Source organism: Qipengyuania xiamenensis (assembly GCF_019711495.1).
Lineage (GTDB): Bacteria > Pseudomonadota > Alphaproteobacteria > Sphingomonadales > Sphingomonadaceae > Qipengyuania > Qipengyuania xiamenensis.
The window spans coordinates 1,172,734-1,199,078 of record NZ_JAIGNM010000001.1 but is presented as its reverse complement, the minus strand read 5'-3'; the positions used below and the strand labels follow the sequence as shown (position 1 = coordinate 1,199,078).

Below are 26,345 nucleotides of genomic sequence, written 5' to 3'. Positions count from 1 at the left end.
CCCGTAAAGATGTTCAGGCGAGGAACTTGATCATCGCGCAGCGCCGCTCGCGCGGGAGGCCGTGTTCGACTTCCTGCTCTATGTCGGCCGCAAGGCGCGGATGGGCCTCAAGGTCGGCAATCGTCTCGAAGCCGTGCCTTGCGTAGAATGGCGCGTTCCACGGCACATCGCTGAAGGTCGTCAGCGTAATGGCCTGAAATCCGCTGTTGCTTGCATCGATGGCGATTGCGCGCAGCAGCACGCTGCCGATCCCCTTGCCCTGCGCATCGGGATGGACAGAGAATTCGCGGATATGGAGTTCGCGGCGGAAAGGCTCGGTCGAGAGGAAGCCGATAATGGTGTCCTCGCTCGTCGCCACCAGGCAGTGGCCCTTGCGGATCATGAGGCGCTGTTCGTCGGCCGGGATGGCATGCATGCCGGCGACATTCGCCAGACCTTCGACAGTCTCGAAAAGCTTTCCTGCGGCCAATTCGATCGCGGGGAGGGCATCGGCATCCTCCGCGCGCGCCAGACGGATGGCGAAATCGCTCATTCCTCTGTGCGGATCAGCACGGTCTCGCCGATGAGGGCAAACAGCAGGAACGGTGCCCAAGCCGCGAGGAAGGGCGGGTAGCCACCGAAATTGCCCATGGCGAGCGCGGCGTTGTCGACCACGAAATAGGCAAAGCCCAGCGCCATGCCGATCAGCGCGCGCACGAAGAGCTGGCCCGAACGGGCGAGGCCGAAGGCCGCGACTGCGCCGAGCAAAGGCATCAGGAAGGACGAGAGCGGTCCGGACAGCTTGTGCCACCACTTGGCGCGCATTTCGCCAGTGCGCCTGCCGGCTTCTTTGAAGGCATCGATCTGCTCGCCCAGCTCCCAGAATGGGATCGCGTCCGGGTCGATCTTGGCAAGGTCGATCTGGTCAGGGGTCAGTTCCTCGCCCACGACGACGCTGTCCTGCTCCTGCGTGGAAGCGGAACCGACATCGAAGCGCGTCACACCCTCCAGCCTCCAGCCGGGGCCGGCAAAGCTGGCCGTGTCGGCATCGATCTGCTCGATGATCGCGCCATCGGGGCTGCGGCGGTACCAGGTGACGTCGCGCATGCGGATCGTCTCGCCGCTACCGGAAAGCTGGGCGGCGGTCAGGACATTGCTGCCTTCCGCGAGATAGACGTTGGCCCTGACCGAGGATTCCTCGGGTATCGGGCCGTATTCGGCAGCCTCCCACGCCTTGAGCGTGGCCGTGGCGCGGGTCACCACCCTCTCGTTGAACGCGAAGCTGAAGACACCCACGGCCAGCGCGGTCAGCAGCAGCGGCGCGAGAACTTGGTGCGCCGACAGCCCGGCGGCCTTCATCGCGATGACTTCGCTGTTCTGGTTGAGCGTCACCAGCGAGATCAGCGTCGCAAGCAACACCGAATAAGGCAGGAAGCGCTGGATCAATTGCGGTATCCGAAGCCCTGCATAGGTGAGCAGTTCACCCTGTCCGTTGCCCTCCACCGCGAGGATCTTGCCGCTGCTCGACAGCAGGTCGAGCATCATCAGCACCAGCACCAGCATGACGAGCACGGCGAGGATACGGACGACGAACAGCTTGGCGAGGTAAAGCGTCAGCGTGCGCGAGGGGAAGAAATCGAGCTGCATCAGCTAGCCTCCTCATCGACCACCACGCGCCGGTTGCGTTTGAACAGCTTGCCGATGCGCTTGGCGATCTTGGAGAACCAGCTTTCGAGCGCGCCGATGGCCTGTCCGCCCGGCACGAAGGCAACGCGGTAATACATCCACATGATCAGCGCGGCGAAAAGGAAGAACGGCACCCATAGCGCGAGGATGGGATCGAACATCCCTATCGCGGCCAGATCCTCTCCGTACTGGTTCACCTTGTGATAGGCGACCACCATGATGATCGAGAGGAAGACGCCGAGCGCGCTGGTACTTCGTTTTGGCGGTATGCCGAGCGCGACGGCGAGTAAGGGCATCAGCGCCATCATCACCACCTCGACCAGCCTGAAATTGAAACTGGCCTGAGAGGCATCGCGCTTGGTCTCGGTCTGGTTGTCGGCCCAGCCGATACGTAACAGCTCGGGCAGGATGTACTCCCGCTCGTCCTCTCCGCGGGCGCGGAATTCCTCGATTGCGGGCAGGTCGATCGGCAGGTCGTGCCGCGTGAAAGTGAGCACACGCGGGGTCTGGCTTCCGGTGTCCTGCACGATGGTGCCTTCGGTCAGGCGCAGGATGATCGTGTCGGGATCGTCGGTCGTGGCGAGGAAAGCGCCTTCCTTGGCGCTGATAGAAAGGACCTGTCCCTTGTCATTTGCGACGCGGGCGAAAATGCCCTTGAGCTGGCGGCCCTCGTTCTCGCTCTCCTCGATACGCAAGGCCATGCGGTCGGCCAGCGTGGTGAACTCGCCCACCTTGATCGAGGCGCCCAGCGCGCCCGAGCGCAGTTCGTATTCGAGCCGTTCGTAGGTGAAGCGGCTGACCGGCTGGATGAAGAAAACCAGCGCGACATTGACCGTCATCAGCACGGCGGTGATGGCAAAGGGTACGCGCAGCAGGCGGCCATAGGACAGGCCGACGGCGCGGAAGACATCGAGTTCGCTGGTGGTCGCCAGCTTGCGGAAGGCTAGCAGAATGCCGAGCAGCAGGCCGAGCGGGATCGCAAGGCTCGCATATTCGGGCAGCAGCGTGGCGAGCATTTTGAAGACGACGCCGATCGGTCCGCCTTCCACCGCGACGAAGTCGAGCAGGCGCAGCATCTTGTCGAGCACCAGCAGCGAGGCCGCCAGCGCGAAGACCCCCAGCATGGGGACGATCACCAGCCGGAAGATGTAGCGGTCGATTGCGGGGAGGAAATTGAGCACTCGGGTTCCGGCTATTGGGTCGCGTCTGTGGCTGAGGCCCTAGCGCGAAAATCTGCGCACGTCATGCCCTACCAGAAACGGCTTCCGGGGATGCCCTTGAAGGGGCCCGCCTCGCGGCTGGTGATCCAGCCGCCGTAGAAGCCGCCCGGCTGCGGGATGACCTGTTCGCCATCGACGAGGCATTGATCGAAAGGTTCGGGGTAGAAAGCGAAAAAGCCCGCGATCGGCAGGAAGCCGCTGGTCGGGTCCTGATAGCTCCAGCACACAGCCTCGAGCTTTTCGCCGTCGACAACGGCATCCCAATAGCGCGCCTGTCCTTTCCATTCGCACAGCGAACGGCGCGGATTGGGCGCAAGATGCTGGGTCGCGACGTCCCGCGGCGGCAGGTAGTAGGTCGGCGGATGGCTGGTTTCGAGCGTGCGGTAAGCGCTCCGCGTATCGGCAAGCGTCACGCCCTGATGGCGGATCACGATATGCCGGCCTGTCTTTTCTTGGATAGCGGGGCGGGGATAGTCCCAGACGCTTTCCTGCCCTTCACGGACCGGATCGGGTTCAGGATGGCCGAAAAAGGCTATCGCCTCAGGCCTTTTCCAGCGTGCACTGGAGCGGGTGCTGGTTCTCGCGGGCGAAATCCATGACCTGGTTCACCTTGGTCTCGGCCACTTCATACGGGAAGATGCCGCAGACGCCGACGCCCTTCTGGTGGACGTGAAGCATGACGCGCGTCGCTTCTTCCATGTCCATGCGGAAGAAGCGCTTCAGCACGATCACCACGAATTCCATCGGAGTGTAATCGTCGTTCAGCAGCAGCACCTTGTACTGGCTGGGCTTCTTCGGCTTGGCGCGCGTCTTGGTGGCGAGACCGGTCTGGCCTTCGCCGTCGCGCGAATCATCATCGTCGCCTGCGGCGCGGATGGTCATGAATTGATGCGGCTGGGTCATCGAAGGCGCCAATATCGTATCCGGATCGAAAATCGCAAGCGGTGTCCTGTCCGAATTTGGAGGAGACGGGTCAAGAAAACGTCAATTCGCCGCTTTCGTGCCTGCAAAAGCAAACGGGCCGGACAACACCGAAGTGCCATCCGACCCGCCGTTTTCAACCACCGGGCAAAGGGAGAGAGGAGAGAGATGCCCGGCGGGTTGAAGCTGGTATTGTGTTTCGCGCTTAGGCGGCCTTGCGGACCTTCTCAGCGGCCAGGCTCATGCGGCTCGAGAGCGGAGCGAAAGCTTCGTTGGCGAGCTTGAGCATGGCTTCGGTGTTCTTCGAGGTGGTCGAAACCATGGCGTCGAAGTTGCGACGTGCGATTTCGCCCTGCAGCTGGAACAGCTCGGTCGGCGACTTCACGGCAGCCATCTTCTTGACGTCGCCCTGGACGGTTTCGGCAGCCGACTTGGCTTCTTCGACATAGGTGCGGCCCATGTCCTGCATGCCGCCAGCAAGGATCTTGCCGCTCTCGACGAGAGCTTCGAGGTTGCCCTTCTGGAATTCGACGACGTCCTGGGTCATTTCTGCACTCTTGTCGTAAGCAGCCTTGGCGCGGGTCTGGACGTCGGCAGCCATTTCCTTCGCCTTGGCGGTGTAGTCGGTGGTCTTAGCGTTCTTTGCGGTAGCCATGATGGTGTCCTTCAATTTCGTAATCGGGGTAACAGAGGTCTTGGCAGCAGCCTTCTTGGCGACCGGCTTCTTGGCCGGTGCAGCCTTCTTGGCGGCGACCTTCTTCGGAGCGGCCTTCTTGGCAGCTGCTTTCTTGGCCGGAGCCTTCTTCGCAGCGACCTTCTTGGCCTTCTTCGGTGCAGCCTTCTTGACCGGAGCCTTCTTCGGCTTGGCGGCAACGGCTTCAGCGACCTTGTCGGTCTTCACCGGCGCAGTCGCGTCAGCTTCGACAGCCTTCTCGACAGCCTTGGCGCTAACCTCGGCGGTCTTCTTTTCGGCAGCCTCGGCGTAAGCCTTTTCGGCAGCAGCATCGATTTTGGTCTGGCTTTCAGCCATGTCAGTAACCTCGCATTTGTTGCACTGCACAAAATAGGCACTGCAGGTGCGAAGTCAAGGATTTTTTGTGCACTGCACAATAAACCGCGACGAGGCGTGTTTTCAGCAGGTTAGGCCGGAAATCAGCGCGTGGCGACGTAGCGTCCGGGCGCGTCCTCGATCACTTTATCGCCTTTCGAGCCCGGTTTGCGCTTGCCGGTGGCAGCCACGGTTTCGCCATCCTGCGTGCGCAGCCAGTCGATCCAGTCGGGCCACCAGCTACCGGGATGTTCTTCCGCCCCTTCGCGGAATTCGGCGAGATTGCGCGGCTCGCCGTCATTGGTCCAGTACTGGTACTTGCCCGATGATGGCGGGTTGACCACGCCAGCGATATGGCCTGAGCCTGCCAATACGAACTTGATCGGGCCAGTGAAGTGTTCCTTGATGCGCCAGACGCTTTCGGCGGGCGCGATATGGTCTTCCTTGCCCGCCTGGACATAGGTCGGCGTCTTGACCTGCCCCAGATCGATCGGCGTGCCGTCGACGCTGAGCGCATCGGCCTCGACCAGGCGGTTGTCGCGGTAGAGGTCGCGCAGGTACTGCTGGTGCCACTTGGCGGGCAGGTTGGTGACGTCACCGTTCCAGTGCAGCAGGTCGAAGGCGGGGTAGTCTTCGCCAAGCAGGTAGTTGTTGACCACGTAGTTCCAGATCAGGTCCGTGCCGCGCAGCAGGTTGAAGGTCGCGGCCATGTAACGCCCGTCGAGGTACCCGTCGGGGCTGAGCGCCTTGATCGTGCCGAGCTGGCCATCGTCGATGAAGTTGAGCAGTTCGCCCGCCTTTTCGAAATCGACCTGCGCGGTGAAGAAGGTTGCGCTCTTGACCTTGCCTTCCTCGCCCCGCCGATGGAGCAGGGCAATCGTTGCGGCGAGCGTCGTGCCCGCTACGCAGTAACCGATGGCGTGGACGCTCGGCACGCCCAGCCGCTCGCGGATGTGGTCAATCGCGTCGATCTGCGCGCGGACGTAATCGTCCCAGATCACATCCTTCATGCTCGCATCGGCCGACTTCCAGCTGACCATGAAGACGGTCACACCCTGGTCGACAGCCCATTTCACGAAGCTCTTCTTCTCGTTCAGATCGAGGATGTAGAAGCGGTTGATCCACGGCGGGAAGATGACGAGCGGGGTCGCCATGACCTTGTCGGTGGTCGGGCTGTACTGGATCAGCTGGTAGAGCGGGGTCTCGTGGACGACCTTGCCCGGCGTCGTCGCGATATTTTCGCCCAGCGTGAAGGCGCTGGCATCGGTATGGCTGAGCTGCCCGCGGCGCATGTCGGAGAGCAGGTGCTCCATTCCCTTGACGAGGTTCTGCCCCTTGGTCTCGAGCGTGCGCTCCATGACGACGGGATTGGTAAGCGGGAAGTTCGCCGGGCTGGCCGCCTCGGTAATCGCCTTTGTGGTGAACTTGAGCTGTTCGCGCTGCTGCGGGTTCAGCCCCTCCATCGTGTCGGCCATCTGCTCGACCCGCTCGGCAAGGAACAGGTAGGTCTGGTGGATCAGCGCGAAGGCGGGATGCGCGCGCCACTTCTCGTCGGCAAAGCGGCGGTCCTTGCGGGGCAGTTCGACATCGCCGCCAGCGTTCTCGCCCGCCTTCGGGCCGAGGCCGTATTGGCCGAGCACTGCGTTCCAAAGCTCCATGCCTTCGTCCCACAGCGCCTTTTGCTGTTCGGGCTGCGCGATGGGCATCTGCTTGTACCAGTCGGTCGCCAGGGCCATCCAGCGCGCCGGATCGAAATAGGGGACCAGCGCCTGAGGATTGCTCATCTGCTCGGCCTGGTACTGAGCCCAGAGCGCCTGCAGCTTCGCGCCGGTTTCCGCCCAGGCCTGCGCATCTACGGGCTTCATCGGCGTGTCGCCCATCATCAGCGAAGGGTCGATCGCCCCCGTCAGCGGAGCGAACATCGCCCGCGCCAGCTTTGCCGGGTGTTCGTAGAGATTGGTGAACGGATCGGGCGTTTCGGTCATCATCGCTCCTTAGCGGGGGCAAGCGCTGTTTGTCCCGCACTTAGAATATTCCGCGCCGCGCTGCATCAATGGCGTTTGCGCATGCTGCGTGAATAGGTAATCAGTGTGACAGATCAACGCCCGGAAGAGCCTAAATGTCCGACGAATTTTACCGCATCAAACGTATGCCTCCCTATGTCATCGCCGAAGTCAACGCGATGCGGCATGCGGCGCGGCAGGCGGGGCGCGACATTATCGACCTCGGCATGGGCAATCCGGACCAGCCCCCGCCGCAGCACGTGATCGACAAGCTGTGCGAAGTGGCCTCCAAGCCCGATGCGCATGGCTATTCGCAGTCGAAGGGCATTCCCGGACTGCGCCGCGCACAGGCGAATTACTACCAGCGCCGCTTCGGGGTCGAGCTCGATCCCGAAAGCGAAGTCGTGGTCACCATGGGTTCGAAAGAGGGCCTGTCCTCGATGGCGACCGCGATCAGCGCGCCGGGAGATGTCATCCTCGCGCCGAGCCCGGCCTATCCGATCCACACCTATGGTTTCATGATTGCGGGGGCGACCATCCGCAGTGTGCCGACCACGCCTGACGAGCACTATTGGAAGGCGCTCGACAACGCGATGGCCTACACCGTGCCGCGCCCGACGGTGCTGGTCTGCAACTATCCCAGCAACCCGACGGCAGAGACCGTCGACCTCGACTTTTACGAGCGGCTGGTCGCATGGGCCAAGCGGAACGAGGTCTGGGTGCTGTCCGACCTCGCCTATTCGGAGCTCTATTACGACGGCAAGCCCACGCGCTCGATCCTCGAGGTACCGGGGGCGAAGGACGTGGCGGTCGAGTTCACCTCCATGTCCAAGACCTTCTCCATGGCCGGATGGCGGATCGGTTTTTGCGTCGGCAACAAGAAGCTGATCGCCGCGCTGACGCGGGTGAAGAGCTATCTCGACTACGGCGCCTTCACGCCCGTGCAGGCCGCCGCCTGTGCCGCTCTTAACGGACCGCAGGAGGTCGTCGAGCAGAACCGTGCGCGTTATCAGCACCGCCGCGATGTCATGGTCGAAAGCTTCACTCGCGCAGGCTGGGCAATTCCCAACCCGCCAGCGAGCATGTTCACCTGGGCCAAGCTGCCCCCCGGTTTCGAACACATGGGCAGCCTCGAGTTTTCCAAGCAACTGCTACAGCATGCCGAAGTGGCAGTCGCTGCCGGCGTTGGCTTCGGCGAGGAGGGCGAAGGCTATGTCCGAATTGCCATGGTCGAGAACGAGCAGCGCATCCGGCAGGCTGCGCGCAACATCAAGAAGTTCCTCGCCGAACATTCCAAGGCATAGGTAATCAACCGGAATTACGGAAAAATCCAAAGTCAGCCATTGGTTTGGCGACGGGTGGGCATAGGAGTTCCTTATGTCGCTCGCCGAATATTCATGGCTCTCCGTATCCCCCAGCCCTCCGGGGCGGTGGGACCTCCGGCTCATGGGCTGGACACTGCATTCCTTCTTCCGCTGCGAGGATTTGCCGCGAGGCATTCCCGCCCTGCTCAAGCTGGAAGGGCTTGCTAAAAGCATTCCGCAACAGCGCCGCGCCGGACCGCTGGTGCTCGACCTCTTCCACCGAGATGCGCGATTGAAGGACCGCTGGATCGGCCTCCATCCGCGCGAATTCGGACTGCTCTGGCGGCTGGCGGAGACCCCGCACCGACAGGTCAGTCGCAAGGAATTGCTGCAGGATGTCTGGCGTCTGCGCCACGACCCGGAGACGAATTCGCTGGAGGTTCACGTCTCCCGCCTGCGCGCCAAGCTGGCGGTCTCGCAGCTCGGCTGGCTGGTCCACACGCATCCCGATGGCGGTTACCAGCTGGGCTCGCGCCGATACGGTGATGCCGAGGCGATCCGCGTCGTTGCTGGGCGCGCGCTGGACACTCGCGGCGCGATGACGCAGGAGGAGGCTTCCGAATACCGCAGAGTGCAGGAACGCCATGACCACCGAGAACCGCGTTACGATTGACCTTGCCGACAACGGCGTTGCGCAGGTCCGCTTCAACCGTCCCGACAAGATGAACGCGCTCGACCCGGCGCAGTTCGATGCGATCATCGAGGCTGGCGAGAAGCTGCGCACGATGAAGGGGCTGCGCGTTGTGGTGCTTGCGGGCGAGGGCAAGGCATTCTGCGCCGGGCTCGACATCTCGAGCTTCACTGCCGACGGGGATCGCAAGCCGCTCGCGGAACGCACGCATGGCAATGCCAACAGGGCGCAGGAAGCGGCAATGACCTGGCGCAAGTGTCCCGTGCCGGTGATCGCAGCGGTGCACGGCGTCTGTTTCGGCGGCGGTCTGCAGATCGCGAGCGGCGCGGACATCCGCGTGGTCCATCCGGCAACGCGCATGGCGATCATGGAGCTGAAATGGGGCCTCGTCCCCGACATGGGCGGCTACAATTTGTGGCGCGGCCTTATCCGCGACGACGTGCTGCGCGAGCTGGTCTACACCAACCGCGAGTTCACCGGTGCAGAGGCAAAGGAATACGGTCTTGCTACTCACGTGACCGAAAATCCGCTGGGCAAGGCGAACGACATCGCCAACGAGATCGCCAACCGGAATCCCGAAGCCATCCGCGGCGCCAAGCGCCTCTCCGAAGCGATGTTCGAGAAAACGGGCGACGAGATCCTGATGGCCGAAAGCGTCGAGCAGGACGCAGTGATGCGCAAGCCCAACCAGATCGAAGCGGTCATGGCGGGCATGCAGAAGCGAGCGCCCAACTTTACCGACGTTTGACGCGGCATCTTCGAAGCGCTTCCGATTGCGGATCTTCGACGACGCGGTCAGTCCTCGAGTTAGGATCGTGTGCAGGACATCCGCCGCACCGTTCAACCTTCTACTGGAACTGGAGCCCCCGGCCCTGTAGCTAGTTCGGTGAACGTTAACACCCAAGGGGGGCGCAGTTCTAAATCGAACCGCCAGCGCGAACCAAGGCGTCTCGGTCAGCTACGCGCTGCCCGCTGAGCGGTTGCGCCCGTATATTTCCACCTATTCGCTGACCGTAGTGGAAAAGAACAGGCAGACGGTTTTCGATCAGGTCTATCCGGAATGGCCCAACGTTCGCATGACGGTGGGAGGCGATATGGCTGCCTGCACTGGGCCCGGCCCCTTAAAGGTCTGCAATCCGATATGTGCGATCGGTCCGACCAGTCATGCGACACGCTTCTCGCTGGCCCCGGGACGCTATTGGACGATCAGCCTGTTGCCGCTCGGCTGGGCGCGTTTCGTCGGCATCCGTGCATGCGAGTTCGCCGACCACTGGGAGATTCTCGGCCGCGATAGTCCTCTTTACAACTTTGCCCCATTGCTCTCTTGCGAGCGGGCCGGGAGGGATTTTGCCGACGTGACGGGACGGATCGACGCGCACCTGATTGGCATGCTGGGCCAGCCGGCTGCCAGGGAAGACACTATCTTCAAGGCCCATTGCGCATTGCTCGATCCCGCCGTTACCACGGTGAAGGAACTTGCCGAGAAGGTTGGGATCGGGGTTCGTGCGCTCGAGCGGCTGTCCCTATCCGCCTTCGGATTCAGCCCGAACCTCCTGCTGCGCCGGCAGCGCTTCCTGCGAAGCCTAGCCCAGTTCATGCTGGACCCCTCTCTTTCGTGGATCGACACCCTCGATTCCCAATATGTCGACCAACCGCATTTCATTCGCGATTTCCGCCGGTTCATGGATGCGACCCCGAGTGCCTTCGCGGCAGAACCCCATCCGGTGTTGTGGGCTGCAGCCAAGGCCCGGACAGAGATCGCTGGCAAACCCATGCAGGTTCTCCAAGCGCCGAGCGAGGTCGCCTGAGGCCTGTGCCAATTCGCAGGAATTCCTGCACCGCTGTCAAAGAGATTTAGCGCGCCCTCTCGCCATAGATCCACGAAAACGGCCCCGAATAGCTCATGATCGGCCGGTAATCGTGCACCAGCTCAGCTGGCAGCACCTTGTCGGTCCGGTTGTCCAGCACCATCAGGCGACCGCCGCGCTTCACCGCAAGGATCGCGTGCTCGACATCCTGCCGGTCGCGCAGGACCACGAGGTACATGTCGTGGCCCGGCACACCGAGCTTCTCCAGCAGCGCCATTTTCGCCAGCGCGAAATCCTCGCAGTCACCATAGCCGCGGGCGAGGGTGGCAGGAGCGCTCGACCATTGGTCACCATAGGCGTCGTCCTGGTAGCGCAGGTTCCAGTTGACCCAGTTGTTGACCGCCAGCAGCGGATCGCGCGAGGGGCTGGCGATCGCCTCGGCCAGCATCGCATTCCACGGGCCGGCTTGGACGGTCAGCCGCGCAAGCCTTGCTGCGTCCCACTTGCGCGTCGGCACGGTGCCGCCTCCCACGGGCAGCGCGGTCATGCTGAAGAGGCTCGGCGCTGTCGGTCGTACGGGAGGCACCGGCAGCGGCGGTGCGCAATGGTGAAGGGCGCGGGGGGCTTCCGGCTCTGTGGCTATCTCGCTTTCTTGCGATGGCAGGGTGAAGACGAAACCTGTGGTCGGCATGACGTAGGCGTCTTCGTCCGGCTCGGCGGGCGGGGCTGGCTCGGGCAGAGGATTCTCGGCCAAGCATGCAGGCGGTACCTGCAGGGCCTGCTCTGCAAACTGCGCATGGGCAAGTGGCGCACACAGCATCGCGCCTGCCGAAACAAGCGTCGCTGCAAACGCGGTCCTGATAGAAAGCCCTGTCATGCGTGTCCCGTCGCTGCGCAAACTGGCAGCCATCGGGTGATCAGGCAAGCTGGCGTTCGGTCGCTCCCGCGCGATTGCTGCACCGCGCGTCGCAGTGGTTCACATCAGCCGAAGATCGCGACCGATTGCATCCCGTCGAGGACCTGCTTTCCATCGGCATTCCACAGCCGCAGCCGTTCCGAGGAATAACCGCCCGCTGCATGCTGGCTGGCGTTTTCGGACAGCCACCAGCCATCGCGGGTCGAGGGCGCGGTTTCGAGCAGGTTGAACGACCAGTTGATCGAACTGATCGGCCCCTGCCGCTGCATTGCCCGCATGGCACCCGGCGGCAGGACGTCGCCGAGCAGGATCAGCTCGCTGACCGGATCGAGCCCTTCGCGGTCGGCCAACCGCGCCCAGCGCCGCACCACCGGATCGCCCGGTCCGCGCTGCTCCTGCGCGCGCTTGAGTTCGAAATTGTGGCGGATGAAGGCTGGCCCCTTGTCGGTCATCGTGTAGGGCGCCTCCTCGGGCGGGCCGGGCCAGTTGTCGACCGGAGCCGCTTCGTGCACCGCATTGGGCTCGCGCTCGGTGCCGAACAGCCAGAAGGCGGTGAGGGTGCATTTGCCCTCGCACCAGATTTCGCTGCGGACCTGGGCTACATTTCGGCCCTGCCGAACGATCTCGCGCTTTAGCTCCACTTCCGGCCCGGTCGGCGCGACGAAGGCTACCTGCGCAGCGCGCAGAGGAGGCAGGTCGGTGAACGCCTTGATCGCGGCCGTATAGGCGACGAGCGCGGAGGCTCCGCCATACATGGTGCGGCCCTGAAGCCAGTGTTCGAGATTTTCGAAGCGGGTATTCCCGCCCTCGGCGGTGATCGGATCGGTCAGGCTGGCGATACTCATTTGCCACTCATTGCCCGCCTTCGCCCCTTCGTCCAGACTGACGTTACGTAAGGCGATTGCAAAGCTTTCCGAGAATCGCTAGTGGGCCGCTTCCCGTTCCGAGAGGTCGGGTGAGGCCCGATGGCGGAGTGGTTACGCAGAGGACTGCAAATCCTTGCACGCCGGTTCGATTCCGGCTCGGGCCTCCACTTCTCTTCCTTTTGCAAGAGAATGTGCCGCTTTAGCTCAGTTGGTAGAGCACATCATTCGTAATGATGGGGTCACGTGTTCGAGTCACGTAAGCGGCACCACCCCTTTCAGAAGCAAAACTCGAACCTTACTGCGGAAGGGCCGTTCGGCTGGTCGCGCGCTTGGGTCCTGCTTGGGGCGCTTTGAGCACGTGAATGGCCCGGTCCCACTGAATCCCCACCAACAATCTTGGGTGCGCAGCTTTCAAACTTGAGGACCTTTGAGCGGCAGCTTTCAGGATCGTCACGTGGGAGGCTGTAAGTCTGCTACTGGGTGGCAAGCAGACGATGGACGTGACATCAGCAGGCTAGGTACCGCTTCAATACGAGCGTTCAGTGCCGAGAAACCTCCACAATGCGATGTCGGATGCATGAGTATCCGTGTTCTCATTCTGACTTCAGCAACGCTCCTGTCTGCCTCTGTCTTTGCTTCTGAAGCCAATTCAGAATGGCAAATCGGCCCTGAAATCCGAGGAAAAAACTATTCGGTGGGTATGCCCGCTGTGATGTCTGTTGCCCATGCAGGACCCGCCTTCGACTTTCCAACCAGTCGGCAAGCTAAGGTAAAATATATCACGATGCAGACGGGCCCACTCACGTACGCTCGTAGCATGACCATAACTTATCGCATCGATGCTTCACCAGGCACGCGCTTTATCCCCAACGAAAAGCCCGGGGCGCAAGCCATCCTGAGCCTGTACTTTCAGAGGGAGGGCGATAATTGGTCAGGCCGCGGAAAGTACTCCGCGTATCGGTGGTATTCGGCACCCGAGAAAACGGTACCCCTTTCGCCAGGTCAGCACACGCTCACCGTTGATTTGGCCGATGACTGGATCCCGGTGACCGGTGGTCGCATGCAAAACATGCGTGGATTTCGCGCAGCTTTGGAGAATGCGGAAAAGGTCGGGTTTGTAATGGGCTGGTCCGGCGGACGGGGGCACGGGGTTTATGCGACAGGGCCGGCTCGCTTTACGTTGCTTGATTTCCAGATCAGGTAGCCGACGTAGTGAGATTGCCACATTCGCAGTGACACCCAATTCTCTTCTCACTAGGACGCCACGATGGCAAACTGGTTCATCACCTATTCCGAGACCAAGCGTGCAATAGGCGACTACTTCGCCGCGTCTGAAGCCCTGCTACACCTTCACGCCGGCCTCTTAATCTTCTTTCTGGGGTCGTTGCTCTTCAGGCGCCGAATGAGATCGTGGGTTCCCATCGGTCTGGTCTATCTCTTTGCTTTCGCAAACGAACTGGCAGATCTCTTCACCCCTGACAAACACTTCGGCCTGTTTGCTCCCATGGTCGACGTCGCGAACACGGTCTTTTGGCCGAGCCTTCTCTTTCTCTTGGCTCGCCGACGGATTCTGAAGGCCTAGAGAGAGAGATACGAAGTTGTGCCCAATGAGTGAGTGAAAGCCGCGGCCTAATGTCTGCAAGCGCGGTCGTTAGCTGCCTGTCCGTTCCTGTCACGGCGCTAGCTCGGTGAAGCTGCCACGAACTGGGTGGGAAACGGACGTCCCCCGCTTTGAAAATTCAGAGAAGTCATTCGTAGACGCTATGTGGTGATCGGCTGAATTTTGAGCTGCGAGCCACTCTCACCTGCCGCAATACCAACACAGTCTGCATGCATATGTATTTTCTACGCAAAGAGTCCGCCATCGACTTATATTCCCAACTGGCCTAGTGTGTTAATGTCGATGGGCGGAAGGGTATCGACGCTTCGGTTGCAATTGGCCTCCGGATGCATTTTTCGCCCGGGAAGTTTGTCATGCAGCGTCTCGCGCAATTTGACGTTACCCACCAGTTCCTAACTAGGCAGGGCCAGTTCGCCGCCCAGATCACTTTCGGGGTATTGTGCTCGGCCGCAATGATCAGTCTGCGTTCGGTTTTCGATTTATGGGCTCCGACGTCGGGTCCCTTTGCCCTTATATATCCAACCTTGTTGCTAGTAACACTCTATGGTCACTGGCAGGCAGGAGTGACCGCATTCGCGGTAACGTTCGTCTGGGCATGGTATTTTGTTCTTCCCGAGACCCGCGGGTTTCAGTTTATCGATCCGGCAGACCCGCCGCGGGTGGCCCTTAATGCGGCATGCTGCCTTATCGTTGTAATTTTTGCTGAAGCGTTTCGAAGAGCGGCACGTCGGACCGTCGATGAAATTCAGGCTGCGGCGGATCGCCGCTTGATCCTGCTTGCCGACCTCGAGCATCGCACCAAGAACAATTTCGCCCTCGTTGCCAGCATGCTGGAAATACAGAAGCGAAGTGCCACCGACCCACTCATTCATGAACATCTGAACGATGCAGCGGGCCGCGTTCGAACATTCGCGGACGCATATTCGGAACTTGCACTAGAGCAATCAGAAACCATTGAGGTCGATACAAAGGTGTTCATGGACAGTCTGCTTGATCGGCTCGAAAGCGCGGCTCTACCGAAGGGTGTGCGACTCTTTCGGGAAATCGACCGATGCAAGCTGCCGCGTGAGATCGCAGCCGCCCTGGGTCTGTACATGAACGAAGCGATATCCAACGCGCTCAAGTACGCCTTCCCCGAAGGCAGAAGCGGAACGATTGGCGTGTATTTCCATGCAAAGGAAGGAGACTGGAGTCTGACGATCGAGGATGATGGGCTGGGGCTCGATTCCAAGGGCCAGAACGAGAAGGGCCTCGGGTCTAAGCTGATGGAAGCCTTTGCAATGCAGGCGGGCGCGGTTCACTCGGCCGGTCCCGCAATGGTCGGCTTCAGGTCCGAGCTGACCTGCGAGAATATTTCAGAGCAGCAAGCCGCACACTGAGTACGGTTTCTCAAGTTCGAGCTTAGCAGAATGTCCACAATCGGGTCGTTAGCCGCCCGTCAGCTCCTGGCACATTCCTAGCTCGGTGAAAGCGTCACCAGGTGGGTGGAAAGCGGACGCAGCCGTTGCCATTCAAGCTTCTGCTGATAGCAAGGCCATCACTTCATCGAAGTCTTCATGCACATTGACCTGTGCACCGCCCGCGAAGTTCAGAACGACACCGCGTTCGTTTTTCCCGACGAAAAGGATTGCCGAAACCCGGCAAGCAGCAGCCGTGCCGTCGGTTCGGCGGAACATGGCAAATCCCTTGGGCAGAGACATGGCAGCCTCGCTCTAGCTCAATTGCGAGAGTTGCAGGGCAAGCTCGGCATCTCGCTTTTCCGCCTTGGTTTGCTCGGCCTTTGCGCGGTCTGTCGCTACTTTTCGCGCAAGTTCAGCAAGCCTTGTCCACGACTTCTCGGCACGCAGGTTGCGATTTTTGACATTGTCGAGCGTCGCCGCCTCGGCTTCGAGAGCTGCTTCTTGCGCACGCGCTTCGTAAAATTCGAACGATTGGTACAATGTGCATCTCTCAAGTCTGGATCATATACGGGTGTCCCCCTCGCGTGCCGGGTCGCAAAAGCACGCGAGAGGAACTCGGGTAAGCTGATTAGTCGGCAGCCGAGATATTGACCGCGCTTGCCTTGCCGTTGCGGCCGGTTTCAACTTCGTAGTTGAGGCGCTGCTCCTTATCGAGTGTCGCCATACCTGCCGCCTGGACGGCAGAAATGTGGACGAAGCTGTCGGCCGAGCCGTCATCGGGCTGGATGAAACCGTAGCCCTTGTCGCTGTTGAAGAATTTTACGGTACCAGTAGTCATTTCGTTTCCTTTCAAGAAACGTTTGTGTCCGGTTGGCGAGATTGCGAGCCGGGTTCGTGCGTCAAGTCGTCAATTGAAAGGAGGTCGCCGTATTGAAGGCGCGCGAACCGGAGATGTCCGATTGCTTAGCCAGGCGTCGATATCCGTCGAAATTCAACGTGAGCATTTTTTTGGGCGACAGAAGTCTCACTTACTAGTGAGTTGCTTCGAAGCCTGTCGTCAGGGTTGCCGGATTGGCAAATTGCGCTTTGCTCCAGGCACAGGCTGCGGCAGCGCCCAGTCCGTGCTGGAATTCGCTTATGCGTCCGGCAATGTGTGAAGCCTTCACCAGTTTGGCGAGGCGGTCGTCATCGTTTGCAGCACGTTCGGCACTCATGAGGGCCCGTTGGTGCTGGGCGTATTGATGATTCAGGTCCATGACAGTTCTCCTGTAGTGGCGGGGATGCTGATGCATGGCCGCGAAAGTTGTTTGTGGCTCAGTCGATCATCGTTGCGACGACACGTCGCAGCTCGGCGGTTGCCATGAGGCCAGGATTGGCGTTTTCCCGCGCACCACGCTGCGCATGGATGGCGCCGAAACGGAGGGAAAGCTTGGGGCGCGAGGCATCGCGCGCGTTTAGTGTATTCATTATGTGTAATTCCGGCAGGGTCTTCCCGCCGCCTTCTTCAGATCTCAGCGCCTGTATCCGCGCTTGCGAGCACCGGCGGGCATGGGCCCTTGTGTTCGTTCACGGAAGACGATCCGGCCTTTGCTCAGATCGTATGGCGTCATTTCGACATGTACGCGGTCTCCAACGACCGATCGGATGCGATAGCGACGCATCTTGCCTGCAGTGTAGCAGATGATGCGATGCTCATTATCGAGGACGACGCCGAAGCGACCATCGGGCAGGATCTCATCGATCGCACCCTCCATCGTTATGAGCTCTTCTTTCGCCAACAAAGCATCCTAGCATACGAAAAATCACCCGCGCGGACGAGTACCGCTGCGGAGCCAAGAAGGATGAAATGGACGAGGTGCGGGTAGCACGCTTGTGCGTAGCTGGTGGCAATCAATATCCGTCGCAAACGACGTTAGGCAATTTCCATATAGCAGCGTGCAAAAAAATTACAATGACGGATATTGAAGAGTGTAAAAATTGCTGGCAGGCCCTTGCCGCCGTAAGCTCGCTGCGGGTTTATGCGATGTCGAAATTTGTTGAGTCTTGGGGTTGGATGATCCGAGCTAGCCAACAACCAGCAAATTTTTACTTCAAGACATGCCCGGTCAACTCTGATAGACACTGCATTATCGCAGTTGGTACCACTGAGCGTACTGCGACTGAGAGATACGTTGTGCTCCCGCTTTAACGAGGAGGGCAATGTGGATTTTCCATTTTATCAGTTCGAGTTCGCCGTGGAAGTCGACACCTGATGTCGGACCGCGATTGGGGAACGCGTCTAACGCCGGCTGCGGCGAAGCGACAGAGCGATACAACACGATTGGCAATGATCGTCCTAGGGCGAGAGGCTGCAATTTCCTTCATGAACGAGCCCAATCATCAGTTGGGCGGAAGACCGATCGACCTCGTCATCGAAAGCGAAGAAGGGCGCGAACGTGTCGAAGGAGAACTCGCAGGTATCGAGTATCTGCAAGCATGCGTGAAAAAGGAATAGCGACACAGCGGAATGCAGTGCGCCTGCAACGAGGCGACCCGAGGGGTGGTGCTGTTCTTGCGGCGCCGCTTCAACTTCAGGCCTCCGCTTCCCCAAGGGAGTGGAGGCCCTTTTTCGCGGCGTCCAAGCATTCGATCGAACATCGACGCCCGGCTCCGGATCATATTCCTCAATCACCCAAGCCTGGTTCTTGCGCACGTGTCCGCAATCGGGTCGTTAGCGGAATGTCCGCATTTCTTCGAGAACGCGCCAGAGTGGACGCTCTAGCTAGCTATATGTTCGCGCGCCCGCGCGTAGTGCTCCACATGCTCATGGAGCGGTAATTTCTGCAGAGACACGCGCACGCGCGTGGAGGCTTCGAAAAGGTCACCTGCCACCGATGCTCCGGCTCATGCTTGGTGAATTAACATCGAAATATAGGATTCCAGATTTTTCTAACCTAGAACGCTCGCCCGCCCCGTCTACAGCGCTGGCTTCTCGTTCTCGGGACTTTTAAGGCGGCTTGGAACGATCGGGCGAGGCGGAGGAGGAATACACTGCCGATCACGGCAGGGTGCTTAGTTGGAAGATAGGCAATGTAAGGCTTTGCGCGACTTGGCCCGAGGGCAACCTGTTCGACCGGATCGTACGCGACGCTGCACGCGATGCCAGCCTGCCTCACGAGCCATTGCCCGAGGGTATTCGCCACCGCCGCCGCGGGGTTTACGGATTCTATTTCGATTATTTGCGCGGCGAGTTCTCGGTCCATCCCGACTGAGGGGTCGTTTTCGTGGATCTATTGCGCGGGGTCCCGCTCGACGCCTGCAACATGGTTTCCGTCTGCTCCGCAATTGGGTGAAGCGCAGTTATCGCGATTGTTTCGGCTCTCCGCATGATTGATACTGGGATCGACCGAAGGACTTTCCCCTTTTTCGGGGCAGATGGAGAATAGTTGTGATTGACGAGCGGACGGCTAGAATTGGGCTGAAGGCATTTTTCAACATCGCGAAGGCCTGGGATCTTAGCGAGAGCGACGAGGCAGCCGTTTTGGGCCAGCTCGATCGCGAGACGATGCGTGCATGGAAGAAAGGAAAGGGACCGGAGGTCGGCCAGGCGACGATCCTGCGCATTTCGTATGTCCTAGGCATCTTCCGTGCCATCAACAAGCTACTGCCGCGAAAAGAGGTCGCTAATGCATGGGTGAAAAAGCCGAACAAGGCGCCCATCTTCGGCGGCCGCAGCGCGCTCGATCGTATGACAGACGGCGATATCGAGGGTCTGCAAATCGTTCGCCAGCACCTCGATGCAGAGGCGCCACCCCTAGAGAGTACTGATCGAAGGTTCGGTGCCCTCAAGAAAGAGATCGAGAAATCTGAGGATTTCGACGAACTTCCGGATGAAATTATCGCCGCAAAGGAAGGACGATAGCGTACGCCTCTGATATAGCGCGACCTCCGCAAATCAGTCGCGAACTGGGTGGGGTGGGGACCTTGGAATTGCAAAGAGCGGCAAGAAGCTGTGGTTGATAAATCTGACCCTGCGAGCGAACCTTTAGAAGATCAGTTGGCGTCAATTCTCCTACGCCCGCTTTAAATCGGACTGACCATTAACGCCAAAGGCTTGCTCTTGCTCCGATGTTCTACCTCCGTCGAATCAACTTTGCGCGAAAGGTCACAAGAAGAACTGCCTGCATTGCGAACTGCGTCTCCGTCCAATGTCACAATCTTGAATAGGTCCGAACTGGAAAGCGCTTGGCAAAGGCCAGCCCAACCCCGTTGATCGTTCACGCGCTTTGCTGCTGACCTCGATGCCGCATCTGCATCAGAAAGCACAGATACTCTTATCGACACTCGGCCTTCAGCGTGCCCGCCTGCAAATGCCGCAGATGCGCCGACAATCATTGTCGCTGTCACGCTCGCCAAAAACATACAAATCGGTTTGGCAAAGAGTTTCATTGCGCATGCTCCATTCAACTAGTGAACGAAGAATGGGCATATCTGCTACGAAATTGTAGTTTAACACAGCCTATGTAACGTTACGTAGAGATTACATGTTATTTTTCAGGGCTTTATTATTAAGGTCTGCATCAACTAGCTGCGAGCTAAACGAGGTAGTTCGTCGAAAATTGCGACGAACCATCTCTAATATCATCTGCAATGCGGGCCACAGTTGCTTGTTAGCCTCTAAGAATTCGGCGCGAGCCGCAACGACTGAGAAGTGATGGTAAGGCATATGATCGACTTGGATCCCTATGCCCGGTCAGATCTCGAACCTCTGGGCTGTGCCTTCGACGATGCGAGTAAATTGGATCTTCTCGTCAGGCAAGGCAGCGATCTCCCAAACTTCGCCTGGGTATAGACGGTTTGGCCGAAGTTCACGACAGGTCGGCAAGCGCTCGGAACATGCCTTTCCGTCGAAAAATTCGTAGGACGAGTTTGTATTGTTGCGAATCCAAACTGCATCACCTTTCCGCTGCACATCTAGCTGTCCGGTCAATGAATCGGGTCTCAACAAGACAAGAGTATCGTAACCAACCAGCAGCTTTAAGCCGTCATCCTCGCCAACCACTTCTCCGACCACTGGGCGAATTCGCACTCGAAATGTCCTCTCAATCGCCGGGCGCGCGCCAATGGCCGCGATACGAACAAGCCTCTTTTCACCGGGCTCAAGGACCAGGCGGCGTGGGGAAACAAAAAGCGTATTCTCGCTCCCTAAATCCAGCTCAATTCGTTGTTGCTCCTCTGTATCAGGATGCAAAATCTCGAATGGTTCAACAGCGACGTACATGCGCTCTTCGCCCTCGTTCGTTAACTCGATATCAGCTCGAGCTGGCTGGTCGCTTGCCATGTCTACAATAACGCGATCCAGCGCGAGGCTTGCATGAGCGGCCGAAGGTAGAGCAACCACTAGAAAAGCTAAAAAAATTGCTTTCAGAACCGACATTACATTCCTTCTTTCGATTGTTTAAAAGTAACCGGCCCAATACGGATGAAGTCCAGTGAATCGTCGAACTCAGGCATCTGGAATTCGAGATGCCCGCCTCCGATAGGATGAACATCAATTTCAGCTGATGGCGCGGTCTCGATTTGGAAATATCCGGCCTCGTCAGTGACAGCGACCTCCTTCTCCCAGCGAAGAGTAGCATTGGGTATAGGTTGACCTCCATCGGTTACGAGCTGCCCGATAACCGCCACTCGACGGGCAACGTGCCACACAATCTCGCGGACGTTCCCAGGATAGAGTGACACATTCCGAACTGAGTCCACAATGGTCATCGGCCTACTGCGAATGGGCCGAATACGCAGTTGATAGGCGCGATAGGAGGGCAAAACTATCAGCTTGCTTTCTCCCCCCTCAATTACTGTCTGAAGTTGGCCATCAACCAGTAATTCAAACTTCTCATCGGGCATCGCCCCTTCGACATTGACCAGCAGTGACCCGTCTCGAGTCCCCCGATTTCCAGCTGACACCCCTTCGCCGGAGAATATGAGCGCGGTTGAGGCACCAAGCGCATACTGTGAGGCGCTCTGATCGCCGCCGACGTCACGCAGGAAACTACCATTCAAAGCAAAGCTGCGAGCATTCATCTCTAGCGCGCCGCTGAGGCTCTCAATATTGGGCCCGACCTCATAGGTCGCCAACCCGCTCAGTTGGCCACTATCACCGACATCCACAGCGCCATTCAGACTGTGAATGCTGTAGATCCCATCAGCGTTTTCGCCTTGTCCAAAAGCGTCCGTGCTGAAGCCGACGGCCGATTCTGCTCCGTGACTGCTGGCGAACATCCTCAGCGTGACACCTACGGCCCAGGAGTCTCCAATCGAAGATTTGGAATGTTCCGCCACCAAGCTGACCAACATATTCTTCTGCCGAATTAGATCATACTGAGCGTTGGTGGCGATCGAGTAATCGGAGCGGTTGCTAAGCTTGAGCAGGTTACCGATGATAGACAGCCGGAGTTGCTCGTGAGTCCATGAGACTGTCCCATTGGCCCGGGCGTATTCACGCAGCCGGAAGATACTTCCTCTAGGCCCTTCGCTTTCGTCTCTCACGTAGCGAGCATCCATTGAGTAGTTGAAAGATTGCCAGCCAGCGGAAGCTAGAGATAAGGAAAACAGCTTACTTCCCTTCGAACCGGCTCCTCCGATAAGCTCCAGTGTGAGATTCTCGTTGAAAATTGCCGCAACGGCACGCGCTTCTAGCTCGTTTCCTCCAAATTGAGCCGCAGCGCCAACGGCTAGAGACTGATCCAATCGAACTATGGTTCCTGCTCGAGACAGAAACTGTTCATTGGCAATGCTTGAAATTTGACCCTCGAAGAGGGGCTGGTCGATGCCTGCTTCAGCAAAGAACACTGGCGCGCCGATCTGGGGCATCGTTTGGGACTTGCTGAAAAACCTTGTCTCAGTCCGAGGGGGGCGGCCGATTTCCGATACCCTCAAAGATAGTTCATAGTTCCCTTGTGGAAACGCGCTCGTATCAATCTGATTGCTACCAGCCGGCAGTGTCTGAGCAAACAGGACTCTGTCATTGAGATATACTTCGACCTTTGCACGTGTCTGAAGATAGACCGTTAGAGGCGTTCCCAAAAGTCGATCTTTGTCTAGCCGAGTGTCGACCTGTGAAGAGACGCTGAGGCCCAGCAGTCGTCGCCTCTCGTATCCGGCACCCGCACGCGACCAGAGAAGGCCGGCCGCTACCCGATATCCTTGGGCGTCAATCTCACCAACAGCTTCGTCGATCTGAAGATTGTTTTGATCAGTATAAGTGAGCGTGCTCAGGAATCTCTTATCGCCGGCGCTAATATTCGTATCGAGATCAGCCGATAGGCGCAGCCGGTCATCGACGCCTCCGCCGCTAGCCAAAAATGATCCGTAAGACACCACGTTAAGTTCCCCGGTTGGCTTTGGAAGGTAAACCGGAACAGTCGACTTCGCCCTAAGGGCGGCATTTACAAAGAGCTGAATCTCAAAGCGATCAGTGTAATGGATCACTCCCGCGATATCTGGCGCAACGTATCCGCAATTCTGGCTGGTTGCGTTACGTGGACAGGCCAAAGCTAGGTTGCGGTCCAACGGCCCCGAAAGAGCATCGCGTACCCGCTCATTGCGCAGGTCCGGCGGTAATGCTTCGACTAAAAGTGAAGCGTCGCGGAAAGTGATCGTTTCACGATCGACCGCGATCTCGAAAATACCGATCAATTGGCCTTCGAAAACGACGTCGACCAGCTGGTTTTGCACTTGGTCTAGGTCTTCAAAGCCATCTGGAACGGTCGTGACATATTGCGCGTGCACCGCACTGGCTGTGAAAATGGCGCTTAGTGCCGCAATCCACACCAAACGGAAGCAGGAAAAGACGGTAGCCATGGCATCTAGCTGGGCGAAACAATCAGGGTAACGTTGCCCGAATAGATCCCAGACGCCGCTTTGGCGATTTCGGTCTCCCGCACGCGAACGATCAAACTCGCAGTTGCAGCAGGACCGCGGTTACATTTCTGGTGTACAGCAAGTGTAGTGAATGACCGCGAAGCCACTGAGGCCTGAAGCTGATCACCAGTCTGTTGACCTGCAAATTCAGACCACATTATCTCGATAGGTAGTTCGTAGCCCGGAGTTGTCAGCGCGAATTGACCGCCATTGCCGGCGCCGATCGCTGTAACCGAATAAAGCGGCAGTGAATTTGCCGAGAAGACACAAATGGACTGGCTCGAGACGGCATCTCCCCCTTGGGGGAAACCACCGAAATTTATGTCCGAGAAGCCACTGACGCGAATCTTTCCGGAATTTTGGGCGTGGAGTGGTTCACCGGCCAGCGGCGCCGCCAGCAGGATAGAAAGGAAGAGCAAGTGGACAAGCTTATTGGCCATAGCCCTTCTATGTAGAAACATGGTTAATATGAGGTAAAGGCCAGGGACCGCGGACAACGACCGCGATCCCCAAAAACCTTATTCCGGCTGCACGAGAAGGGTCAAAGTCCCAGTGTAAGTCTGACCAGATTGCATCGTGGACAAGTCTGCGCTCGCCAGTCTCACAATCAGGCTTGCCGAGCCGGCAGGTCCGGTGTTGCAGAGCTGATGAGTAGCTGTGGAGGTGAATCCGGTCTGTACGTTTCCAGCCGTAAGAGTGCTACCACTCGTCTGACCGATACTCGGCGCCCATTCCACGGTATATGGTACGGTCGAACCACCAGCAGAGAGCGTGAAGGCATTTGCGGCGCCGCTACCGGTAGCGGTCAGAGAGTAGCCGCGCGTAGCGGTGTTCGAGAAAACGCATACATCCTGAGCATCGAACACGTTTGTCGAAAGCGGGTCGACATTTGTTAGGTTGACGTCCTGCAAACCCGAAATGCGCACTCTGTCGGGGACTGAAGCGTTGATGTTAACTGAGCCAGTAGACGTGGCCCCAAAACCGCCCTGAGTTGCAGCGAATGCGCTGCTAGCGGGTACGAGTGCGAGCACTGCCGCGGAAAGGATACCAGCGACCTTTTTATTCAAATTGGCATTCATTTCGATTCTCCGTCCTATGCACTAGGCGCAAATACGGAGGAGAGATTAATTTTCTGTAATCCGATCCTAAATCTTCGGCGTCTGCATCAGAACGAAATCGATTGTCACAAAGCCAATTCCGGGCGCCTTTGGAGTGAATTGATATGCTTAACACGGGACATGAAAAGTTCTCGTGTCGCGGAATTGAAAAGGTATGCTGGTAAAGTTTTTTCGATCTCCAGAATATCGCCTCTAGTGGCTTCTCCCGAAAGAGCTGCCTTGAGTGACAGATTGAATTGCCCGCTGGGGTCATTGGCGTCTGAAAGCGAGAACGGATCCCGAATGCTACTCACGATGTCAGGCTGTTCTGAAATTACAGCACCGAGCAGGATGTAAGTCTTGAGCAGCTTGTGAGGTTCTGGGTTCGACATTGCGACACGAGCAATTCGCTCGCCCCAGAACTTTCGAAATTCTTCGAGGCCGGTGCATCCGTAAGCATCAACCGTGACCGCCAGTTCCAACGCAGGATAAGTCCGGCCGCGCGAGAACGCGCTGCTCGCATATGGAGCAGCTTCTTCGCATTGCTGCCTCGCAATTAGGAGCTTTGCTGCCAAGGTGTTTGCGTAAGGATTGTCTGGGTTCTCGTCCAGGACAGCCGAAACCGTTCTCCATTCTGGATTATCCTTGTTCGGGAGGTCGCCTGAAACGACGCGCTGTTGAGCTTGGGCGAAAGCTTTTCGAATGCGGAGGTATGGCGTGAACTCTCCGCTTGGGTAAGCGTCGATACAGCGGTCCAACATCGACAATCTTTGATTAGCTTGCGCCCGTTCGCTCTCAAAGAGCACGAAGCACTCGAAGTCTGTAAGTGGCTCACCGTCGATCTCCGAGCCAATATGTCTAACGATATAGCCCGCAGGAGAAACTATGCTCGTGATCTCGTCGATTACTGCCTCAACAAGCTCGGATTCCGCCATTCTCGGCAGAATCGAACGCTCGGATACGATCTTTTTTGAGGAATCGGTCAAGATCAACGAGGCACCAAACGATCCTGCCTGCCCTTGCGTGATCGTGATGGTGAGTTCGTAATTTGGCCTATGGCCGGAATTTTCGTCGGCTAGACGGCTCACCATTGATTTCAGAAGCAGCTCTCTGGCTTGCCTTTCTACGCGGTCGGACAGATTGCCAGGCGCTGGGCCATTTTGCGCACCACTCGTGGCTCCAACTTCTAGGCTGACATAAGGTACGCTCGATGATTGCCGAACGGCATTTGCGCTGCGTAGCCCTTCGCTCGGAGCTGGCATGCCTACGACCAGCATAATCACCGCTAGCAAACTCGCGATTGCAACGCCCGCCATAACAGGCTGTTGCGATCGGATTTTCTCGACTGCCTCACCTTCCGCTTGTGGTTCGGCTCCCTTCGCGGCTACTGGTGCGGGAGGCTCTTGTTCTTCAGCTTTATCAGCATCTTCCGATTGCTCTGGCGCGGCCGTAGGGGCCTCCCCGATACTGGCCGTATGATTCTGTGCCGAAGCAATATCAGGATACGCAATCTCGATTCGGGCGGTCCGCAACCTGTACTCGCCGACACGGATATGGACGTACAAGCCATCCAAAGGCTGATGAGTCAGATAGTAGTCAGATAGCGCCTTCCGCAGCCGAGAAATCTGCACTCGCACTGAACTGTCAACGGTCTCGTTGAAGTCCTCCGCTTTGCCGAGCGCTTCGCGAGCGATATCATATTGTGTAGGATTGCCGTCACCGGCCAGATCCCTAGAGAGCAAATACTCCAGAATGCGGGTGAGGCTAGGTGACCTCTGAAAGAGGGGCGAGCGCAGAATTGCCCGCACTTCTCGTATGAGACTGTCGTTTCTTTCCATCGCAAAAGGCCCAAGTCTAAGTCTGCTCATATCGGAAGACGCGTTACA

The 26,345-nt window shown here is 58.5% G+C and carries 30 protein-coding genes and 2 tRNA genes; 12 read left to right on the top strand and 20 right to left on the bottom strand.

Translation table 11 applies throughout. The features are described from left to right. Positions 1 to 13: 13 nt before the first annotated feature. The 7 genes from K3165_RS06080 to K3165_RS06050 form a co-directional block, all read right to left on the bottom strand. Positions 14 to 532: a GNAT family N-acetyltransferase gene (locus tag K3165_RS06080; RefSeq protein ID WP_221547874.1), complete on the bottom strand. Its 519-nt coding sequence runs from the start codon at positions 530 to 532 to the stop codon at positions 14 to 16. Then, the gene (gene lptG / locus K3165_RS06075) at positions 529 to 1,626 is read right to left on the bottom strand and encodes an LPS export ABC transporter permease LptG (protein ID WP_221547873.1); all 1,098 of its coding nucleotides are present in this window, start codon (positions 1,624 to 1,626) and stop codon (positions 529 to 531) included. The genes K3165_RS06080 and lptG overlap by 4 nt, the downstream gene beginning before the upstream one ends. Continuing rightward, positions 1,626 to 2,846 (bottom strand): LptF/LptG family permease, encoded by a 1,221-nt coding sequence (locus tag K3165_RS06070; protein ID WP_221547872.1) that lies wholly within the window; start codon positions 2,844 to 2,846, stop codon positions 1,626 to 1,628. Before K3165_RS06070 ends, lptG begins: the two co-directional genes overlap by 1 nt. Positions 2,847 to 2,914: 68 nt before the next feature. Then, positions 2,915 to 3,421 (bottom strand): DUF427 domain-containing protein, encoded by a 507-nt coding sequence (locus K3165_RS06065; RefSeq protein WP_345720727.1) that lies wholly within the window; start codon positions 3,419 to 3,421, stop codon positions 2,915 to 2,917. A 4-nt stretch (positions 3,422 to 3,425) separates the two neighbouring features. Continuing rightward, positions 3,426 to 3,788, bottom strand: a complete 363-nt coding sequence (gene clpS, locus K3165_RS06060; RefSeq protein WP_221547871.1) for an ATP-dependent Clp protease adapter ClpS — start codon at positions 3,786 to 3,788, stop codon at positions 3,426 to 3,428. A gap of 223 nt (positions 3,789 to 4,011) precedes the next feature. Then, a complete protein-coding gene (locus tag K3165_RS06055; RefSeq protein WP_221547870.1) occupies positions 4,012 to 4,836 on the bottom strand; it encodes a phasin family protein in 825 nt (274 codons plus the stop codon). A gap of 122 nt (positions 4,837 to 4,958) precedes the next feature. Beyond that, the gene (locus K3165_RS06050; protein WP_221547869.1) at positions 4,959 to 6,839 is read right to left on the bottom strand and encodes a PHA/PHB synthase family protein; all 1,881 of its coding nucleotides are present in this window, start codon (positions 6,837 to 6,839) and stop codon (positions 4,959 to 4,961) included. Between the two features lie 134 nt (positions 6,840 to 6,973). On the opposite strand from K3165_RS06050, the gene K3165_RS06045 reads away from it, so the two are divergent. The 4 genes from K3165_RS06045 (at position 6,974) to K3165_RS14160 (ending at position 10,660) form a co-directional block, all read left to right on the top strand. Further along, the gene (locus K3165_RS06045; protein ID WP_221547868.1) at positions 6,974 to 8,161 is read left to right on the top strand and encodes an LL-diaminopimelate aminotransferase; all 1,188 of its coding nucleotides are present in this window, start codon (positions 6,974 to 6,976) and stop codon (positions 8,159 to 8,161) included. Between the two features lie 142 nt (positions 8,162 to 8,303). Next, positions 8,304 to 8,834 carry a winged helix-turn-helix domain-containing protein gene (locus K3165_RS06040; RefSeq protein ID WP_221547867.1) on the top strand — a complete coding sequence of 177 codons (531 nt, stop codon included), beginning with the start codon at positions 8,304 to 8,306 and terminating at the stop codon, positions 8,832 to 8,834. Beyond that, positions 8,806 to 9,600: a crotonase/enoyl-CoA hydratase family protein gene (locus K3165_RS06035; RefSeq protein WP_221547866.1), complete on the top strand. Its 795-nt coding sequence runs from the start codon at positions 8,806 to 8,808 to the stop codon at positions 9,598 to 9,600. Before K3165_RS06040 ends, K3165_RS06035 begins: the two co-directional genes overlap by 29 nt. A gap of 268 nt (positions 9,601 to 9,868) precedes the next feature. Further along, the gene (locus K3165_RS14160) at positions 9,869 to 10,660 is read left to right on the top strand and encodes a helix-turn-helix domain-containing protein (protein ID WP_221547865.1); all 792 of its coding nucleotides are present in this window, start codon (positions 9,869 to 9,871) and stop codon (positions 10,658 to 10,660) included. A gap of 46 nt (positions 10,661 to 10,706) precedes the next feature. Here K3165_RS14160 and K3165_RS06025 read toward each other — a convergent pair whose 3' ends face one another. After that, positions 10,707 to 11,414 carry a transglutaminase-like cysteine peptidase gene (locus K3165_RS06025; protein ID WP_221547864.1) on the bottom strand — a complete coding sequence of 236 codons (708 nt, stop codon included), beginning with the start codon at positions 11,412 to 11,414 and terminating at the stop codon, positions 10,707 to 10,709. A 227-nt stretch (positions 11,415 to 11,641) separates the two neighbouring features. Beyond that, positions 11,642 to 12,421 (bottom strand): acyl-CoA thioesterase, encoded by a 780-nt coding sequence (locus K3165_RS06020; protein ID WP_221547863.1) that lies wholly within the window; start codon positions 12,419 to 12,421, stop codon positions 11,642 to 11,644. Positions 12,422 to 12,535: 114 nt separating this feature from the next. On the opposite strand from K3165_RS06020, the gene K3165_RS06015 reads away from it, so the two are divergent. From K3165_RS06015 to K3165_RS05995, 5 genes are all read left to right on the top strand, one after another. After that, positions 12,536 to 12,609 (top strand) — tRNA-Cys (locus K3165_RS06015). A gap of 26 nt (positions 12,610 to 12,635) precedes the next feature. Further along, positions 12,636 to 12,711, top strand: a tRNA-Thr gene (locus K3165_RS06010). Positions 12,712 to 13,019: 308 nt separating this feature from the next. After that, positions 13,020 to 13,646, top strand: a complete 627-nt coding sequence (locus tag K3165_RS06005; RefSeq protein WP_221547862.1) for a hypothetical protein — start codon at positions 13,020 to 13,022, stop codon at positions 13,644 to 13,646. 63 nt (positions 13,647 to 13,709) lie between these two features. Further along, the gene (locus tag K3165_RS06000) at positions 13,710 to 14,024 is read left to right on the top strand and encodes a hypothetical protein (RefSeq protein ID WP_221547861.1); all 315 of its coding nucleotides are present in this window, start codon (positions 13,710 to 13,712) and stop codon (positions 14,022 to 14,024) included. 365 nt (positions 14,025 to 14,389) lie between these two features. Beyond that, entirely contained in the window at positions 14,390 to 15,442 is a 1,053-nt protein-coding gene (locus tag K3165_RS05995; protein WP_221547860.1) for a sensor histidine kinase, read from the top strand. A gap of 132 nt (positions 15,443 to 15,574) precedes the next feature. Here K3165_RS05995 and K3165_RS05990 read toward each other — a convergent pair whose 3' ends face one another. The 6 genes from K3165_RS05990 to infA all read right to left on the bottom strand — a co-directional run bounded on the left by K3165_RS05990 (position 15,575) and on the right by infA (position 17,241). Then, positions 15,575 to 15,763: a hypothetical protein gene (locus K3165_RS05990; RefSeq protein ID WP_221547859.1), complete on the bottom strand. Its 189-nt coding sequence runs from the start codon at positions 15,761 to 15,763 to the stop codon at positions 15,575 to 15,577. Between the two features lie 12 nt (positions 15,764 to 15,775). Then, positions 15,776 to 16,003, bottom strand: a complete 228-nt coding sequence (locus K3165_RS05985) for a hypothetical protein (protein WP_221547858.1) — start codon at positions 16,001 to 16,003, stop codon at positions 15,776 to 15,778. Between the two features lie 88 nt (positions 16,004 to 16,091). Next, positions 16,092 to 16,301: a cold-shock protein gene (locus tag K3165_RS05980; protein WP_221547857.1), complete on the bottom strand. Its 210-nt coding sequence runs from the start codon at positions 16,299 to 16,301 to the stop codon at positions 16,092 to 16,094. A 193-nt stretch (positions 16,302 to 16,494) separates the two neighbouring features. Next, complete coding sequence (locus K3165_RS05975; RefSeq protein WP_221547856.1) at positions 16,495 to 16,719, bottom strand: hypothetical protein; 225 nt, start codon at positions 16,717 to 16,719, stop codon at positions 16,495 to 16,497. Between the two features lie 58 nt (positions 16,720 to 16,777). Then, complete coding sequence (locus K3165_RS05970) at positions 16,778 to 16,930, bottom strand: hypothetical protein (protein WP_221547855.1); 153 nt, start codon at positions 16,928 to 16,930, stop codon at positions 16,778 to 16,780. 44 nt (positions 16,931 to 16,974) lie between these two features. Beyond that, positions 16,975 to 17,241 carry a translation initiation factor IF-1 gene (gene infA / locus K3165_RS05965; RefSeq protein ID WP_221431583.1) on the bottom strand — a complete coding sequence of 89 codons (267 nt, stop codon included), beginning with the start codon at positions 17,239 to 17,241 and terminating at the stop codon, positions 16,975 to 16,977. A gap of 473 nt (positions 17,242 to 17,714) precedes the next feature. Between infA and K3165_RS05960 the strand changes: the two genes are divergently transcribed. The 3 genes from K3165_RS05960 (at position 17,715) to K3165_RS05950 (ending at position 19,364) form a co-directional block, all read left to right on the top strand. Continuing rightward, positions 17,715 to 17,957: an antitoxin Xre/MbcA/ParS toxin-binding domain-containing protein gene (locus K3165_RS05960; RefSeq protein WP_221547854.1), complete on the top strand. Its 243-nt coding sequence runs from the start codon at positions 17,715 to 17,717 to the stop codon at positions 17,955 to 17,957. Positions 17,958 to 18,459: 502 nt separating this feature from the next. Further along, positions 18,460 to 18,714 (top strand): hypothetical protein, encoded by a 255-nt coding sequence (locus K3165_RS05955; RefSeq protein ID WP_221547853.1) that lies wholly within the window; start codon positions 18,460 to 18,462, stop codon positions 18,712 to 18,714. Between the two features lie 176 nt (positions 18,715 to 18,890). Then, the gene (locus tag K3165_RS05950; protein WP_345720537.1) at positions 18,891 to 19,364 is read left to right on the top strand and encodes an antitoxin Xre/MbcA/ParS toxin-binding domain-containing protein; all 474 of its coding nucleotides are present in this window, start codon (positions 18,891 to 18,893) and stop codon (positions 19,362 to 19,364) included. Between the two features lie 161 nt (positions 19,365 to 19,525). On the opposite strand, the gene K3165_RS05945 is transcribed toward K3165_RS05950, so the two are convergent. The 5 genes from K3165_RS05945 to K3165_RS05925 form a co-directional block, all read right to left on the bottom strand. Next, positions 19,526 to 19,891: a hypothetical protein gene (locus K3165_RS05945; protein ID WP_221547852.1), complete on the bottom strand. Its 366-nt coding sequence runs from the start codon at positions 19,889 to 19,891 to the stop codon at positions 19,526 to 19,528. 304 nt (positions 19,892 to 20,195) lie between these two features. Continuing rightward, a complete protein-coding gene (locus K3165_RS05940; protein ID WP_221547851.1) occupies positions 20,196 to 20,879 on the bottom strand; it encodes a fimbrial biogenesis chaperone in 684 nt (227 codons plus the stop codon). Then, a complete protein-coding gene (locus K3165_RS05935) occupies positions 20,879 to 23,302 on the bottom strand; it encodes a TcfC E-set like domain-containing protein (protein WP_221547850.1) in 2,424 nt (807 codons plus the stop codon). Before K3165_RS05935 ends, K3165_RS05940 begins: the two co-directional genes overlap by 1 nt. Before the next feature lie 5 nt (positions 23,303 to 23,307). Continuing rightward, a complete protein-coding gene (locus K3165_RS05930; protein ID WP_221547849.1) occupies positions 23,308 to 23,802 on the bottom strand; it encodes a hypothetical protein in 495 nt (164 codons plus the stop codon). Between the two features lie 743 nt (positions 23,803 to 24,545). After that, a complete protein-coding gene (locus K3165_RS05925; protein ID WP_221547848.1) occupies positions 24,546 to 26,297 on the bottom strand; it encodes a helix-turn-helix domain-containing protein in 1,752 nt (583 codons plus the stop codon). Positions 26,298 to 26,345: the final 48 nt, after the last annotated feature.

Coding starts and splice junctions, on each gene's coding strand:
- K3165_RS06045 (WP_221547868.1), top strand. CDS start 6,974: ATGTCCGACGAATTTTACCGCATCAAACGTATGCCTCCCTATGTCATC.
- K3165_RS05960 (WP_221547854.1), top strand. CDS start 17,715: ATGTCGGACCGCGATTGGGGAACGCGTCTAACGCCGGCTGCGGCGAAG.
- K3165_RS06000 (WP_221547861.1), top strand. CDS start 13,710: ATGGCAAACTGGTTCATCACCTATTCCGAGACCAAGCGTGCAATAGGC.
- K3165_RS06005 (WP_221547862.1), top strand. CDS start 13,020: ATGAGTATCCGTGTTCTCATTCTGACTTCAGCAACGCTCCTGTCTGCC.
- K3165_RS05970 (WP_221547855.1), bottom strand. CDS start 16,930: ATGAATACACTAAACGCGCGCGATGCCTCGCGCCCCAAGCTTTCCCTC.
- K3165_RS06020 (WP_221547863.1), bottom strand. CDS start 12,421: ATGAGTATCGCCAGCCTGACCGATCCGATCACCGCCGAGGGCGGGAAT.
- lptG (WP_221547873.1), bottom strand. CDS start 1,626: ATGCAGCTCGATTTCTTCCCCTCGCGCACGCTGACGCTTTACCTCGCC.
- K3165_RS05930 (WP_221547849.1), bottom strand. CDS start 23,802: ATGGCCAATAAGCTTGTCCACTTGCTCTTCCTTTCTATCCTGCTGGCG.
- K3165_RS06055 (WP_221547870.1), bottom strand. CDS start 4,836: ATGGCTGAAAGCCAGACCAAAATCGATGCTGCTGCCGAAAAGGCTTAC.
- K3165_RS06080 (WP_221547874.1), bottom strand. CDS start 532: ATGAGCGATTTCGCCATCCGTCTGGCGCGCGCGGAGGATGCCGATGCC.
- K3165_RS06035 (WP_221547866.1), top strand. CDS start 8,806: ATGACCACCGAGAACCGCGTTACGATTGACCTTGCCGACAACGGCGTT.
- K3165_RS05980 (WP_221547857.1), bottom strand. CDS start 16,301: ATGACTACTGGTACCGTAAAATTCTTCAACAGCGACAAGGGCTACGGT.
- K3165_RS06040 (WP_221547867.1), top strand. CDS start 8,304: ATGGGCTGGACACTGCATTCCTTCTTCCGCTGCGAGGATTTGCCGCGA.
- K3165_RS06050 (WP_221547869.1), bottom strand. CDS start 6,839: ATGACCGAAACGCCCGATCCGTTCACCAATCTCTACGAACACCCGGCA.
- K3165_RS05940 (WP_221547851.1), bottom strand. CDS start 20,879: ATGTCGGTTCTGAAAGCAATTTTTTTAGCTTTTCTAGTGGTTGCTCTA.
- K3165_RS05935 (WP_221547850.1), bottom strand. CDS start 23,302: ATGGCTACCGTCTTTTCCTGCTTCCGTTTGGTGTGGATTGCGGCACTA.
- K3165_RS05975 (WP_221547856.1), bottom strand. CDS start 16,719: ATGGACCTGAATCATCAATACGCCCAGCACCAACGGGCCCTCATGAGT.
- K3165_RS05995 (WP_221547860.1), top strand. CDS start 14,390: ATGCATTTTTCGCCCGGGAAGTTTGTCATGCAGCGTCTCGCGCAATTT.
- K3165_RS05925 (WP_221547848.1), bottom strand. CDS start 26,297: ATGGAAAGAAACGACAGTCTCATACGAGAAGTGCGGGCAATTCTGCGC.
- K3165_RS05945 (WP_221547852.1), bottom strand. CDS start 19,891: ATGAAACTCTTTGCCAAACCGATTTGTATGTTTTTGGCGAGCGTGACA.
- clpS (WP_221547871.1), bottom strand. CDS start 3,788: ATGACCCAGCCGCATCAATTCATGACCATCCGCGCCGCAGGCGACGAT.
- K3165_RS05990 (WP_221547859.1), bottom strand. CDS start 15,763: ATGTCTCTGCCCAAGGGATTTGCCATGTTCCGCCGAACCGACGGCACG.